Source organism: Spirillospora sp. CA-142024 (assembly GCF_050942325.1).
Lineage (GTDB): Bacteria > Actinomycetota > Actinomycetes > Streptosporangiales > Streptosporangiaceae > Spirillospora.
This window is the reverse complement of record NZ_CP192077.1, coordinates 6,105,029-6,119,183: the sequence shown is the minus strand read 5'-3', so window position 1 is coordinate 6,119,183 and position 14,155 is coordinate 6,105,029. Positions and strand designations below refer to the sequence as shown.

11 protein-coding genes are annotated in these 14,155 nt (G+C 73.6%); 3 read left to right on the top strand and 8 right to left on the bottom strand.

The features are described 5' to 3' along the window. The first annotated feature begins 1 nt into the window (after window position 1). Window positions 2–1,399, top strand: a complete 1,398-nt coding sequence (locus tag ACQPZP_RS29080; RefSeq protein WP_433472912.1) for an amidase — start codon at window positions 2–4, stop codon at window positions 1,397–1,399. On the opposite strand, the gene ACQPZP_RS29075 is transcribed toward ACQPZP_RS29080, so the two are convergent. After that, a complete protein-coding gene (locus tag ACQPZP_RS29075; RefSeq protein ID WP_433472911.1) occupies window positions 1,386–2,399 on the bottom strand; it encodes an alcohol dehydrogenase catalytic domain-containing protein in 1,014 nt (337 codons plus the stop codon). The two genes, ACQPZP_RS29080 and ACQPZP_RS29075, sit on opposite strands and share 14 nt — an antisense overlap. 127 nt (window positions 2,400–2,526) lie before the next feature. On the opposite strand from ACQPZP_RS29075, the gene ACQPZP_RS29070 reads away from it, so the two are divergent. After that, a complete protein-coding gene (locus tag ACQPZP_RS29070) occupies window positions 2,527–3,264 on the top strand; it encodes a TetR/AcrR family transcriptional regulator (protein ID WP_433472910.1) in 738 nt (245 codons plus the stop codon). On the opposite strand, the gene ACQPZP_RS29065 is transcribed toward ACQPZP_RS29070, so the two are convergent. From ACQPZP_RS29065 to ACQPZP_RS29050, 4 genes are all read right to left on the bottom strand, one after another. After that, window positions 3,261–3,911 (bottom strand): DUF1707 SHOCT-like domain-containing protein, encoded by a 651-nt coding sequence (locus ACQPZP_RS29065; protein ID WP_433472909.1) that lies wholly within the window; start codon window positions 3,909–3,911, stop codon window positions 3,261–3,263. The two genes, ACQPZP_RS29070 and ACQPZP_RS29065, sit on opposite strands and share 4 nt — an antisense overlap. A gap of 44 nt (window positions 3,912–3,955) precedes the next feature. Next, window positions 3,956–6,244, bottom strand: a complete 2,289-nt coding sequence (locus tag ACQPZP_RS29060; RefSeq protein WP_433472908.1) for an FdhF/YdeP family oxidoreductase — start codon at window positions 6,242–6,244, stop codon at window positions 3,956–3,958. Window positions 6,245–6,305: 61 nt separating this feature from the next. Beyond that, complete coding sequence (locus ACQPZP_RS29055) at window positions 6,306–7,391, bottom strand: S1C family serine protease (protein ID WP_433472907.1); 1,086 nt, start codon at window positions 7,389–7,391, stop codon at window positions 6,306–6,308. A gap of 98 nt (window positions 7,392–7,489) precedes the next feature. Next, entirely contained in the window at window positions 7,490–8,470 is a 981-nt protein-coding gene (locus tag ACQPZP_RS29050; protein WP_433472906.1) for a phosphotriesterase family protein, read from the bottom strand. A 100-nt stretch (window positions 8,471–8,570) separates the two neighbouring features. Between ACQPZP_RS29050 and ACQPZP_RS29045 the strand changes: the two genes are divergently transcribed. Next, window positions 8,571–9,224 carry a TetR/AcrR family transcriptional regulator gene (locus ACQPZP_RS29045; protein WP_433472905.1) on the top strand — a complete coding sequence of 218 codons (654 nt, stop codon included), beginning with the start codon at window positions 8,571–8,573 and terminating at the stop codon, window positions 9,222–9,224. Between the two features lie 8 nt (window positions 9,225–9,232). On the opposite strand, the gene ACQPZP_RS29040 is transcribed toward ACQPZP_RS29045, so the two are convergent. From ACQPZP_RS29040 to ACQPZP_RS29030, 3 genes are all read right to left on the bottom strand, one after another. Further along, on the bottom strand, window positions 9,233–9,388 hold the full coding sequence (locus tag ACQPZP_RS29040; RefSeq protein WP_433472904.1) for a hypothetical protein: 156 nt from the start codon (window positions 9,386–9,388) through the stop codon (window positions 9,233–9,235). An 836-nt stretch (window positions 9,389–10,224) separates the two neighbouring features. Further along, window positions 10,225–11,946, bottom strand: coding sequence for a TRAFAC clade GTPase domain-containing protein (locus ACQPZP_RS29035; protein ID WP_433472903.1), 1,722 nt, complete (start codon window positions 11,944–11,946; stop codon window positions 10,225–10,227). Next, on the bottom strand, window positions 11,943–14,153 hold the full coding sequence (locus ACQPZP_RS29030) for a hypothetical protein (protein WP_433472902.1): 2,211 nt from the start codon (window positions 14,151–14,153) through the stop codon (window positions 11,943–11,945). Before ACQPZP_RS29030 ends, ACQPZP_RS29035 begins: the two co-directional genes overlap by 4 nt. Window positions 14,154–14,155 lie beyond the last annotated feature (2 nt).

Below are 14,155 nucleotides of genomic sequence, written 5' to 3'. Positions count from 1 at the left end.
CATGAGTGACGCGGCCGATCTGACCGCGACCGAACTGCGTGCGGCGTACGAGGCCGGGACGCTCTCCCCGGTCGAGGCCGCCGAGGCCGTCCTGGCCCGGATCAGGCGGGACGACCCGGAGCTCAACGCGTTCTGCCTCGTCGACGAGGAGACCACGCTCGACATGGCCCGCGGGGCGGCGGACCGGTGGCGCCGCGGCGCGACCCTCGGTCCGCTGGACGGCGTGCCCGTCTCCATCAAGGACGTCCTGCTCACCCGCGGCTGGCCGACGCTGCGCGGCTCCACGACGATCGACCCGGACCGCTCGTGGGACGAGGACTCGCCGTCCGTCGCCCGCCTCCGCGAGCAGGGCGCGGTGTTCGCCGGCAAGACGACCACGCCCGAGTTCGCCTGGAAGGGCGTCACGGACAACCCGCTCACCGGCGTCACCCGCAACCCGTGGGACACGTCCCGCACGCCGGGCGGGTCGAGCGGCGGCGCCGCGGCGGCCGTCGCGGCGGGCATGGCGCCGCTCGCCCTCGGCACCGACGGCGGCGGCTCGGTGCGCATCCCCGCCGCGTTCACCGGCACCTTCACGATCAAACCGACGTACGGCCGCATCCCGCACTACCCGGCGAGCCCGTTCGGCACGCTCGCGCACATCGGCCCGATGACGAACACCGTGGCGGACGCGGCGCTGCTGCTCGACGCGGTCTGCGGCGCCGACGGCCGCGACTGGTCGGCGCTGCCGCCGCCGGACGTGCCGTTCCACGAGGGCGGGCCGGACGACCTGACCGGGCTTCGCGTCGCGTTCAGCCCCGACCTCGGGTTCGCGCGGGTGGACCCGGAGATCGCGGCGTCCGTGGCGGCCGCCGCCGAGGTCTTCACCGAGCTGGGCGCGAAGGTCGAGCAGGCCGACCCCGGCTTCGGCGGCGACCCGGTGGAGGAGTTCGAGACCCTGTGGTTCGCCGGGGCCGCCAAGGTCGTCGAGCACCTGTCGCCGGAGGAGTTCGCGCGGCTCGATCCGGGGCTGCGGGAGATCTGCGGGCAGGGCGCGCGGTACTCGGCCGTCGAGTACCTCACCGCCACGGCCCGCCGCATGGAGCTCGGCCGCATCATGGGCCTGTTCCACGAGCGGTACGACCTGCTCCTCACCCCCACGATGCCGATCGCCCCGTTCGAGGCCGGCCTGGAGGTCCCGCCGGGCTCCCAGTCCCCGCGCTGGACGAGCTGGACCCCTTTCACCTACCCGTTCAACATGACCCAGCAGCCGGCGGCGAGCCTGCCGTGCGGCTTCACGTCCGGCGGCCTGCCCATCGGCCTTCAGGTCGTCGGCGCCCGGCATGCCGACGCCCTGGTCATGGCCGCCTGTGCCGCCTACGAGCGGGCGCGCCCCTGGACGGCCTTCACGCGAAGGTGATGACGGCGCGGCCCCGGCTGGTGCCCTCGTCCATCGCGGCGAGGACGCCGGGGGCCTCGTCCAGCGTGACGGGCCTGACCTCGGGGACGATCCCGTGCGCCGTCGCGAACGCGAGCGTGTCGCGCAGGTCGTGCGGGGAACCGGACGGCACGCCCATCACCCGCAGCCGGTTCATGACGAGCGCCGCCGGCGGCACGCTCACGTTCTCGGCGCCCATGCCGAGGTAGAGCAGGGTGCCGTCCGGGCGCAGGCCGCCGAACGCGGCGAGGCCGGTCGCGGTGTCGGGCGCGGTGTTGACCACCAGGTCCGCGCCGCCCCACGCCCGCAGCTCCTCGGCCGGATCCTGCTCGGCGGTCGCGACGAACAGTTCGGCGCCGGCGTCCAGCGTCTCCTTCTCGGCGCGGCGCGACCGGGACACCACGGCGACGCGGGCGCCCATGGCGGCGGCGAACCGGAGCGCCATCGTCCCGACGCCGCCGGTGCCGAGCACGGCGACCTTCGAGCCGGCGGCGGCCCCGGCCTGCCGGAGCCCGTTGAACGCGGTGATCCCGGCGCACATCAGCGGCGCGCCCGCGACCGGGTCGAGGCCGTCCGGCAGCGGGGTGACGAAACCGGCGCTGCCCACGAAGTACTCGGCGTAGCCGCCGTCGGTGGTGACGCCGTTGACCTGCTTGGGCGCCCCGGTGCAGAGGATCTGGTCGCCCCGCACGCACTGGTCGCAGTGCCCGCACGACCCGTGGATCCATCCGGCGCCGACCGGGGTGCCGACCTCGGGCCACCCGACGCCCTCGCCGAGCGCGGCGACGACACCGCTGATCTCGTGCCCGGGGACGGCGGGGAACGTCCCGAACGGGTAGTGGCCCCGCAGGTGGTTGACCTCGGAGTAGCACATCCCGCAGGCGGTGACCTTGACGAGGATCTCGCCGGGGCCAGGTTCGGGCACCTCCCGCTCGACGATCTCCAGCGGCTTGCCGGGTGCGGTAAGAACGGCGCTGCGCATGGCGGCGCCCCCTCTCATGTCTCGTGACGGCCCGCGGCCGCCCATAGCGTTGGTATAAGCAGGACTATAGTCACGCTACACGCCGTTCGCATAGCGATGATTCGGAAATTTCTGTAACATCGTTGTTGTGACAGCTCAGAAGGACCTCGCCACACGGGACCGGATCGTGCGCGCCGCGGCGCGGCTGCTCACCGAGGCGAACGGCGAGCCCGTCTCGACGCGGGCCGTGTGCGCCGCCGCGGGCGTCGGGGCGCCGACCCTCTACCACCACTTCGGCGACAAGCAGGGCCTGTTCGACGCGGTCGCGGCGCACGGGTTCGAGGAGTACCTGGCGAGCAAGCGCGCGCAGGGCACCACCGGCGACCCGGTCGAGGACCTGCGCCGCGGCTGGGACCTGCACGTCGAGTACGGCGTCACCCACCCGGCGTTCTACACGCTGATGTACGGGACGTCGCGCACCCCGGCCGCCGCGAAGGAGGCGCACGGCCTCCTGCTCGGGCTGGTCGAGGCCATCGCGCGCGCGGGCCGCCTCCGCGTGCCGGTCGAGACCGCCGCGCGCGTCCTCCACTCCGCGGGAACCGGCGTCACCCTCACGCTCATCGCGAACCCCGCCGGCGAGGAGGCGGACCGGGAGACCTCCGTCCGGACACGGGAGGCGGTCCTCGCGGCCGTCACCGTCCCGCCCGACGCGTCCCCGCTCACCGACGCGGTGGCCCTGAGGGCGGCCGCGCTGCGGGGCGCGCTGGCCGCCGCTCCGCCGCCCGATCTGACGGGCGCCGAGGCGGCCCTGCTCGGCGAGTGGCTCGACCGCCTCGCGGCCCAGCCGGGCTCCAGTGCCGGCCAGTCGGAGTCCAGTGCCCGCTAGTCGGAGTCCAGTTCCTTCCGGCGCTTCTTCTGCCGGCTGGACTTGCGGCGCTTGACGCCGACGCCGCCCCAGAACGCCAGGCCCTTCACGACGACCGTGGGGGAGCCGGGCACGCCCGGCCCGCTCGCCCGCTGGTCGAACCCGCCCATGATCCCGAGGCCCTTGACGTGCACGGTGATGTCGTCCGGCACGATGATCTCGAACCCGCCCATGATCGCCAGCGCCCGGATCGTCACCTGGCCCTCGTCGAACCGGGCCTCGCGCAGGTCGATCTTCCCGCCGCCCCAGAACGCGAACGCGCTGAACCTGCGCGGCACGTTCCACACGCCCGAGCGCTGGAACCCGCTCATGATCCCGATGCCGATCCGCCAGGACGGCGCGCCCTCGACCGGCCGCCAGTCCGCCCCGGTCGCCGGCACCGGCGGCGCCGCCGTGCCCGCCGCCGGCAGGTCGCGGGTGATCGGCTCCAGATCGGCGTAGGTCTTGGCCGCGTAGACCGCGTCCAGCCGCTCGTCCAGCTCGGCCAGCGTCAGCCGCCCCTCGCCGGCGGCGTCCCGCAGGACCTGCGCGACCCGCTCGCGGTCGGCGTCGCCGGCCCGCATCTCCGGCGCTCCGGGCGTCCCGGCATGCTCGGGGAGGTTCGTCATGGATCGAGCCTAGACCGCCGCCGTGCTCCGGGCGACCGGATGGCCTACGCCTCCGCGGCCGCCGGTTCCAGGCGGACGACGACGGACTTGGACGTCGGGGTGTTGCTGACCTCGGCGGTGCTGTCGAGCGGAACCAGGACGTTCGTCTCCGGAAAGTACGCGGCCGCACAGCCCGGCGCGGTCGGGTACGAGACGACGCGGAAGGCGGGGGCGCGGCGCTCGGCGCCGTCCGACCACTCGGAGACGAGGTCGACCATGGCGCCGTCGGCGATCCCGAGCCCGGACAGGTCGGCCGGGTTGACGAACACGACGCGGCGTCCCGCCTTGATGCCGCGGTACCGGTCGTCCAGCCCGTAGATGGTGGTGTTGTACTGGTCGTGGCTCCGGACGGTCTGCAGCAGCAGCCGCCCTTCCGGGACCCGCAGGACCTCCAGTTCGTTCACCGTCAGGTTGGCCTTGCCGGTCGCGGTCGGGAACCTGCGCTCGTCGCGGGGCGCGTGCGGGAGGGTGAAGCCGCCCGGCTCCCGGACGCGGGCGTTGTAGGCGGCGAATCCGGGGACGACCCGCGAGACGTGGTCGCGGATCACGTCGTAGTCGCGCTCCATCGCCGCCCAGTCGATGCCCGCGCCCGGCAGCGCGGCCCGCGCGAGCCGGCAGACGATCGCGACCTCCGACACCAGGTGCTCCGACGCCGGGGCCAGGCGGCCGCGGGAGGCGTGCACCATGCCCATCGAGTCCTCGACGGACACGAACTGCGGCCCGGTCTCCTGCTCGTCGCGCTCGGTTCGGCCGAGCGTCGGCAGGATCAGCGCCAGCTCACCGGTCACCGCGTGCGAGCGGTTGAGCTTCGTGGAGATCTGGGCGGTGAGCCGGCAGTTCCGCAGCGCCGCCTCGGTCACGGCGGAGTCGGGGGTGGCGCGGACGAAGTTGCCCCCCATGCCGAGGAACACCCTGGCCCTGCCGTCCCGCATGGCGCGGATCGCGTCCACGGTGTCCACCCCGTGCTCGCGCGGCGGCTCGAACCCGAACTCGGCGGCCAGCGCGTCCAGGAAGGCGGGCTTCGGCTTCTCCCAGATGCCCATCGTCCGGTCGCCCTGCACGTTGGAGTGGCCGCGCACCGGGCAGACGCCCGCGCCGGGACGGCCGATGTTGCCGCGCAGCAGCAGGAAGTTGACGACCTCGCGGATCGTCGGGACCGAGTTGCGGTGCTGGGTGAGGCCCATCGCCCAGCAGACGATGATCCGCTTCGCGGCGAGGACGTCGCCGAGCGTCGCGGCGATCTCGCCCCGGGTCAGGCCGGTCGCCTCCAGCACGTCGTCCCAGTCCAGGCCGAGGACGTGCTTCTGGAAGGCGTCGAATCCGTGCGCGTGGGCGTCGAGGAACCCGCGGTCGATGGCGTCCGGCGCGTCCGACTCCAGCAGCATCCGGTTCAGCGCCTGGAACAGCGCGAGGTCGCCGTTCAGCCGGATCTGCAGGAACCGGTCGGCGAGCATCGTTCCCTGACCGGTCACCCCGGACGGGCGCTGCGGGTTCTTGAACCGCATCAGCCCGGCCTCGGGCAGCGGGTTGACGGCGACGACGCGGGCGCCCTCCTTCTTCGCCCGCTCCAGCGCCGACAGCATGCGCGGGTGGTTCGTCCCCGGGTTCTGGCCGACGACGAAGATGAGATCGGCCTGGTAGAGGTCCTCCAGCAGCACCGAGCCCTTGCCGATGCCGATCGTCTCGCTCAGCGCGGACCCGGACGACTCGTGGCACATGTTGCTGCAGTCCGGCAGGTTGTTGGTGCCGAACGCGCGGGCGAACAGCTGGTAGGCGAACGCGGCCTCGTTGCTCGTCCGGCCCGAGGTGTAGAAGACGGCCTCGTCCGGCGACTCCAGCGCGTTCAGCTCGGACGCCAGCAGCCCGATCGCCTCGTCCCACGACACCGGCTCGTAGTGCTCGGAACCGGCGCGCTTCAGCATCGGCTCGGCCAGCCGCCCCTGCTGCCCGAGCCAGTGGTCGGACCGCCCGGCCAGTTCGGCGACGGTGTGCTCGGCGAAGAACTCCCGGGTGACGCGCCGCGTCGTCGCCTCCTCCGCGACGGCCTTCGCCCCGTTCTCGCAGAACTCCGCGATGTGCCGGTGGTCGCCCTCCGGCCAGGCGCAGCCCGGGCAGTCGAAGCCCTGCTTCTGGTTGACGCGCAGGAGCGTCAGCGCCGTCCGCCGCACGCCCATCTGCTCGTACGACTGCCGCAGCGCGGCCGTGACCCCCGGAACGCCGGCCGCCCACGTCTTCGGTTTCGAGACCTCAAGGCCCGAGTCGTCGAAGTCGTCGGCGGGGGCTTTGCGCGTCATGGGAACCATCCTCGTAGTCGGCCGACCATCCCACTGTCGCACGTTACGCCTGTTCGGCGCGTTACTGAGGGGGGCCCTCGGTCAGGCGGAGGGTGGCCGCCGCGCGGTCGCCCTGGCGGGTCGCCCATTCGATGCGGACGACGTCACCGGGGTGGCGGGCCTGCATCAGGGCCGTGAGGGTGGACGGGGAGTCGACCGCGCTTCCGCCGAAGGTGACGATGGCGGCGCCGACCGGGACGCCCGCGGTCTCGGCGGGACTCCCGGGCACGATCTCGGCGACCAGCGCGCCGGGGGACCGGCCGTTGGAACGGACCTTGACCCCGAGCATGGCCGTCCGGCCGATGTGCACGGTCGAGGAAGCCTCGCCCCGCTGGATCTGCCGGGCGATCTCCAGCGCCCGGTCGGACGGGATGGCGTAGCCGCGGTGGTCCCTCTTCTGCTGCGTGCCCTTCATCGAGTACCCGGCGGACGCGGCCGTGTTGATCCCGATGACCTTGCCGCCGGTGTCGAGCAGCGGGCCGCCGGAGTCGCCCGGCTTGATCGGGGCGTTCGTCTCGATCAGGCCGGTGAGCCGCTCGGACGACCCGTTGCTGTCGTCGCGCGCGGTGACGGACTGCTGCAGGGCGGTGACCCTGCCGGTGACGACCGTGGGCGTCCCGCCCTTGCCGCCCGCGTTGCCGACGGCGGTGACCGTGTCGCCGACCGCCGCGCCGGCCGCGGAGGCGAACGCGGCCGGCTTCAGCCCGGACGCGCCGGACAAGCCGATCACCGCGATGTCGCCCGTCCGGTCGTAGCCGACGACCCGCGCGGTGTAGGTGCGGCGGTTGTCGGTGTCGGTGCCCTTGATCGTGGTGGCGCCCTGGATCACGTGGTTGTTGGTCAGGACGAGGCCGGACGGGGTGAGCAGGATGCCCGTCCCGGCGGCGCGGGTGCCGTTCAGCGTCTGCTCGGTCTCGATGTTGACGACGCCGGGCCGCCGCCCGCTGGGTTTGGCGGGCTTGGCCGTGGTGGCCTCGACGGGCGGCGGGACGTCCCGCGCGCCGCCGGTCTCCACCGTGCGGCAGCCGGGGACGAGGAAGGCGGGCACCGTGACCAGGAGCAACGCGATCGCGGTACGGGTTCCGTGCCGCGCGGGGTGCTCGCTCACCTCGGTGCCTCCTCCCTCGATTTCCTCCCATGATTCCCGATTCCTGGCGAATAGTCGTTGGGTGATCTGGGGGTCGGGCCGGGGGAGACGGCCGGGGGTCAGCGGGTGAAGTAGCGCCGGGGGTTCTCGACGAGCATCTGGTCGATCTGCGCGTCGGAGACGCCGGCGGCGCGCAGCGCGGGCAGGACGTCGTCGCTGATGTGCCGGTAGTTCCAGTTCGGCTGCAGCGCGGGCACCGTCGCGGGGTCGGGGCCGAACCAGTCGATGAAGCAGCTCGCGTCGTGGCTGAGGACCATACGGTCGGCGTAGCCGCGCTCGCACAGGGACGCGACGGTGCGCACCCGCTCCGCGGTCGGGTTGATGATGTCCAGCCCGAACCGGTCCATGCCGAGGATCGCGCCCGTGTCGGCCAGCTCCATCAGGTAGTCGAGGTCGTTGCTGTCGCCGGCGTGCCCGATGACGACCTTGGCGAGGTCCACGCCCGCCTTGCCGAGCAGGTCGACGACCGTCCGTCCCGCGTGGATCGAGCTCTCGGTGTGGACGGTGACCGGCGCGCCCGTCTCGCGGTGCGCGGCGGCGACGGCCCGCAGGATCCGCTCGACGGACGGGGTCAGGCCGGGGGCGTCGATCGCGCACTTGAGGAACGCGGCCCTGACCCCCGTGCCGGCGATGCCCTCGGTGAGATCCCGGGTGAAGCCGGCGATCATCGGGTCGGCGCCCTCGTCCATCATCGTGCCCGGGCCCCGGTGGAGGAACTGGAACGGGACGTCGTTGTAGGTGTAGATGCCCGTCGCCACGATGATGGTGAGCTCGGGGACCTGCTCGTTGACGCGCTGGATCCGCGGGATGTAGCGGCCGAGCCCCCACACGGTCGGGTCGGCGATGGTGGTGACGCCCCGCTCCGCCAGCTCGCGGAGCTTGCCGACCGCGTCGGCGACCTTCTCGTCCTCGTCCCACCAGTCGCCCGCGCCGTAGTTCTGGACGTTCTCGCTGCCGAGCACGAAGACGTGCTCGTGCATCAGCGTGCGTCCGAGGCTGGTGACGTCGACAGGGCCGCGGACGCTCTCGACTACGGGCATCGATTCTCCCCCCACACATGCATACCGACCGGTCGGTTTCTGGCAAGCTATGCGCAGGGCCCATCCGAGTCAATGCCCGCGTCCGAGGGAGGTGCGTCCGGTGCCGGAAACCGAACCGGCCGTCGACACGGTGCCGGAGTCGACGGTGCCGGAGTCCACGGTGCCCGTCCGGCATAGCGCGGTCGAGCGGCGGATCCTGGACGCCGCGCTCCGGCTGTTCGCCGAGCGCGGCTTCGACGGGACGTCCGTGCAGGGCATCGTGGAGGCCGCCGAGGTCACCAAGGGCGCCCTCTACCACTACTTCGACTCCAAGGACGATCTCCTCTACGAGATCTACCACTCGCTGATCGCCCGGCAGCTCGCGGACCTCGGCGCCGTGCTGGCGGAGTCGCCGCCGCCCCGCGAGGCCGTCCGCGCGGTGCTGACCGGCCTGATCCGCAGCACCGCGGAGCACATCGACGAGGCGAAGGTGTTCTCCCGCGAGATGCACCGCCTGGACGGCGCCCGGATGCGCTCGGTCCGCGACGACCGGCGCCGCTACCACGTGACGTTCCGCGGGCTCATCGAGCAGGGCCAGCGGGACGGGGTGTTCGGCACCGCCACGCCCGCCGAGACGGTCACGATCGTCGCGCTCGGCATGGTCAACCAGATGCCGTCCTGGTACCGCGCGGACGGCCCCAAGACCGCCGCCCGGCTCGCCGACGAGGTCGCCGCCTTCATCCTCGACGCCCTGGACCGGCAGGCCCCGGCCTAGCGCGCCGCTCAGCGGCGGGTCTGCAGGTGCAAAGCGGCGTCGCGGACGTCGGCGAGTTCGGCGTCCCAGTCGTCCGGAGGCGACAGCGGCGCCAGCACGAACTTCGACAGCCCGGCCTCGACGAGCCGCTTGAGATGCGCCTCCAGCCCGTCAAGATCCGGCACGAACTCGTCCAGCGAGGCGGGCCCGCTGACCCGCCGGACCCGGGCGAGCCGGGCCTCTGCTGTGTTGATTGCGACCCCCTTGGCGTCGGGCGCTGGGCGCCCTCCTTCGGCGGGCGTCGCGGCGATCGCTGCATCGCTCCGACTCGCCTCGCGGCTCGCTGCGCGATCAGGTTCTCGCGAGCTCGAACCTGGCTTCGCACGCGATCGCACGCAGTCAGGTTGTTGACGGCTGAGGAGGTCGACTGGTGTAGCTGCGTCCGAAAGCCTTGCCCGAGGTTTGGCGGGTTGGGACGGAGCGCCGCGCACCGAATCGTGGTGGCGGTGCCCATGTCATTCACCATCACCGGCGCAGAGGTGACTACGCCTTCTCAAAGATCACCGCTCGTTCTCCTGCCGCACCCCGATCGTCTGCGGTGAAGTGACCTTTTCGAGCCTGCGTCCGCGCTGATCACTCGTTGCCCTGCCAACGACACATCCCATCGCCGAGTACAAGGTGATCGCAAACAGGCTCACGTGCGCCTGAGTTCACTATTGGTCTCAGCCACGCAACAACTTCAATGCGTGCGATCGCGTGCGAAGCCAGGTTCGAGCTCGCGAGAACCTGATCGCGCAGCGAGCCGCGAGGCGAGTCGGAGCGATGCAGCGATCGCCGCGACGCCCGCCGAAGGAGGGCGCCCAGCGCCCGACGCCAAGGGGGTTGCAATCAAACACGCGCCTCCGGCCCGAGAGTGGACGCGGCCGGGGCCATGCCGATGCGAACGATCACAGGGCCGACGGTACGCGTGGTCAGTTCCGTGACGCAACCCTGGTGCGCCGGGGCGGGTCCGGAACAGGCGTCAGAACGGGAATCGTTGCGCCGCCGCGACGACCGCGCCGGTGACGGTGGCGATGGTCAGGACGGACACGCCGGACAGGACGGCCCAGCGGCCGAGCTGGTAGCCGGCCGGGACGCGGTCCGAACCGCGGCCGCGTACCGGCCAGGGGGCGCGCAGCGGCGCCGTCCCCGGAAGCTCCTGCGGCACGTCGGTGGGCGGGCGGTCCCCGTTGGACGCCGCGGCCGGCGGCAGCCCGGTCACCCAGCCGAGCAGGTCGGCGACGTCCCCGGGCTCGGTGCCGAGCCCGGACGCGAAGTAGCGCACCTGGCCGGCGACCTGGTCGAGGGTCCGGACGGTGTTGCCGAGCCCGACGCGTCCGAGCCATTCGCGCAGGTCGGCGTCGTGGTCCAGGCAGCGGCCGATCTCCGTGCGGGCCAGCAGGTCGGTCTTGGTGACGACGACGGCGACGCGTTTCTGCCGTCCCTGGTCGGGCCGGGAGCGCAGCTCGTTCAGCACCCGCTGGAGGGTGTCGGCGGGGTCCTCCTCCGACGACACGGCCGCCTCGTCGACGAACTCCCTCTCGTTCCCGGTGAGCGTCCTGCGGAGCTGCGGGAGGGCGAACGGGTCCACGACGAACAGCAGCGCCTCACTGTGGTCGAGGTAGCGCAGTGACTCGACCTCGGTCGCGCCCGTGTAGTGCTCGCCCGCGGGGTCGAACAGGTAGAGGATGCGCCGCGCGCGGCCCGGCAGCTCCACGTCCACCATCGTGGCCAGGGGAAGCTCCGGTCCGGTCTTGGCGAGGCGTCCGCCGCGCTGGAACTCGCGGATCGCGCCCGCGTACGCCTGCGCGTGCCGCTGCTCGACGAACGCGAGCCTCCCGTGGGCGGCGCGGGTCTGCGCGTGCAGTGCCCGGATGCCGAGGACCATGAACGTGGTCTTGCCGGCGGCCGGACCGCCGACGAACGGCAGCGGCTCCACCCGGACGCGCCCGATCCGCTCGGGGAGCCGCCCGCCGCAGTGCGGGCAGTACGCGGCGAGACGGAAACGCCCGAGGGGGACGGTCGTGGGCAGGCGCGCCCCGCAGCGGCACACGTGCCGGAACGCGCCGCCCGATCCGGGCGCGAGACGCCCGTGCCGCGCCCCGCATCCGGGGCATTCGTACTCGGGCAGGCCGATCCGCTCGTAACAGAACGGGTGCGGGCACGTCTGCAGGATGCGCCCGTACATCATGAAGACGCGTTCCACCGCCGCCAGGACGAGCACGCACGCCAGCCACACCGCGAGCCCGACCGCCGCGACCGCCCCGTACAGGACGGTCAGCGCCAGCACGAACACGGACGCGGGAACGGCGGCGGCGACGATGCCCGTGCAGAGCGCCAGCCAGACCGGGAAGACGAAGAACCCCCACGGGCCGCCGAGAAGCGTCTTCGTCAGGTGGTATACCACGCTGCGGGCCGTCCGGTACACCTGCGGGGCGACGGTGCGGCTGATCGTCCACCAGTCGCGCCACACCTGGCCGAGCAGGTAGTGCCGGTAGGCGATGCCGGGCGCGGCGACCGGCGACGGCCCCTCCAGGGTGGACGGCGCGAGCGTCCGGTAGGCGTGCAGGTAGTACACGCCGAGGGCGGTGGCGCCGGCGACGATCAGTGTGGCGGCGAACAGCACCGGGAACACGTACATGAACCCGAGCCACATGACGCCCACCCACACGGCGACCAGCAGCAGCACGATGAGGGGGTTCACGGCGTTCCCTCCGCGAGGAGGTCCCGCAGTTCGGCCCGCAGCTCGGGACGGCGCGCCAGATGCGCGTCGAGCTGTTTCGCCGCGAGCCAGCGTCCGGCCGCCGCCCGCGCCCATGTCTCCAGGGACGGTTCGGTGACGCCGCGCTTGCGCAGCCGCAGCACGACCTCGACCAGCGCGTTGCGCTGCTCGACCTCGCCGCCGCGCAGCGGGGTCCGCCCCGCGCGGACGCGGCCCGGCAGCTCGGCCGTCCACTGTTCGCCGAGCCGGGCCCGGACGGGCGCGGACACGGCCGCCAGCAGTTCCGCCCGGAACCCGGGCGGCCGCAGGAACAGCCGCCGCGCCGCGCCGGTGAACGCCTCTCCGGCCAGCTGCGGGGTGGCGCCGCCGGAGCCGCCGATCTGGTCCATTGCGCGGGCGGCCCGGGCCGGGCCCGCGGTGATCGCCTTCCCGTACGCCTGGACGAGGGCGGCGTCGTGTGCGGCGCGTCCGTCCGGCATGAGCTCGCGGACCCGGTCGGCGAGCCGCAGCGTCGCCGGGTCCGCGAGCGCGTCGCCGCCCGGGAACGCGAGCCGCGTGAACGTCCGGGACGGCAGCCCGGCCAGCGCCGGATGGACCGCGGGCCCGTGCGCGTCGAGCAGTTCGGCGCATTCGGCGGCGGACGGGGGCGTCGCCCAGATCCGCCGCAGCGCGGCCTCGATGTCACCGCCGTCCAGCCGTAACAGCTCGCCGGTCACCTTTGTCCGGCGGCCCGGATGCCTCCGCCCGACCGAGGTCAGCACCGGAATCGCGGCGGCGGGCACGCGGCGCAGCCGCTCGGCGTGCTCGTAGAGGAGATCGCAGTTCCCGGGCGTGAGGACGGCCGTCCGCCCCTCGGCGTCGGCGAGCCCGGTGACGGCGCCGTCCAGCAGCGCGTCCCGCGCCCCCGCCGGGCAGCCGGCCAGAGCCGCCCGCAGCTCGGCGGAGCCGTGCCGGACGCAGCGCGCCGCCGACGCGCTCACCTCGGCCGGATCGAGCGGCACCCGCGCCCGCTCGGCCACCCCGGCCGCCTCCGCGACGTCCCGCAGACCGGTCGCCTCCGCGAGCGCGTCCGAGACCCGTTCGCCGACGCGGAGCGCGCACTGCCGGGCGACGTCCGCCGCCCCCGCCTCCCGCGCCCGCTCGTGCAGGGCCAGCGCGAGATCGAGCCCCATGGACGGGACGCCGGGGACGAGGTCGCGCCACACCCATTCGGGGATGCCGGGCCCGCGTCGCGACAGCAACTCCGCCGCCGCGCCCTCCTCGCCGGCCGTGACGGTCGCGTCGCCCCGGCACAGCGCCAGCAGCGCGGCCGCCGCCTCCTGCGCGGGGTCGTTCAGCGGCGCCAGTTCGCCGAGGGTGTCCAGGCCGCCGAAGTCACGGACGCGCCAGCAGCCGGCGACGGTCCGGGCGAAGCGGCTCGCCCGGCCGCCCTCGGCGCCTTGGCGGAGGTCGAAGACGGCGGCGTGCGAGGCATGGTTCTGAGCGGCGGCCCAGACGGCGGGCGTGGTGCCCACGAGGCGCTGCGCGGCGCCGTCCGGGTCGGCGGTGTAGGTGACGAACGACAGCCGGGCGGCCGCCGCGACCGGCAGCGAGTACGACACGACCGCGATCCAGCGGGCGACCAGCTCGACGTCGTCGGCGACCAGGACGACGCGCCCGTGGCCCCTTCCCAGCACTCCCGCGACGGCGTCCACCAGCTGGGCGAGCAGCGCGTAGGGGTCGCCGGGGCCGGAGTCGGCGAGCCACTCCGCGAGGGACTCCGGATCGAGCCCGGCGCCCGGGTTCAGCTCGTCCAGCGGATCGAGGACGGCCTCCGGCGCGGGCAGCGGCGTCCAGTGCGCGGCCTGCCAGAGCTCGGCGGGGCGCAGCCCCTCCAGCTCCTCGGGCTCCGCCACCACCGCGTGCGCGAAGAAGTTGCCGTAGCGGCCCGAGTAGTCGCGGCCGAGGTACCGGCAGCGCAGCAGCAGCGGGCGGCCGTCCACCTCGTCGTACAGCAGCGAGACGGGGAACAGGTCCAGCTCGGAGTCGCCGGGGGACAGCGGCGCGTCGGGCGGCGGACGGTACGACAGGTACGGCGTCACCGCGGCCCGCGCCCCGTCCGGCAGGCCGGGCGTCTCGGCGACGAACTGGAACCCGGCCCGGCCGGTGGGGCCCCGCCGGGCCGACGTGTAGTGCAGCTGCCAGGCCACCG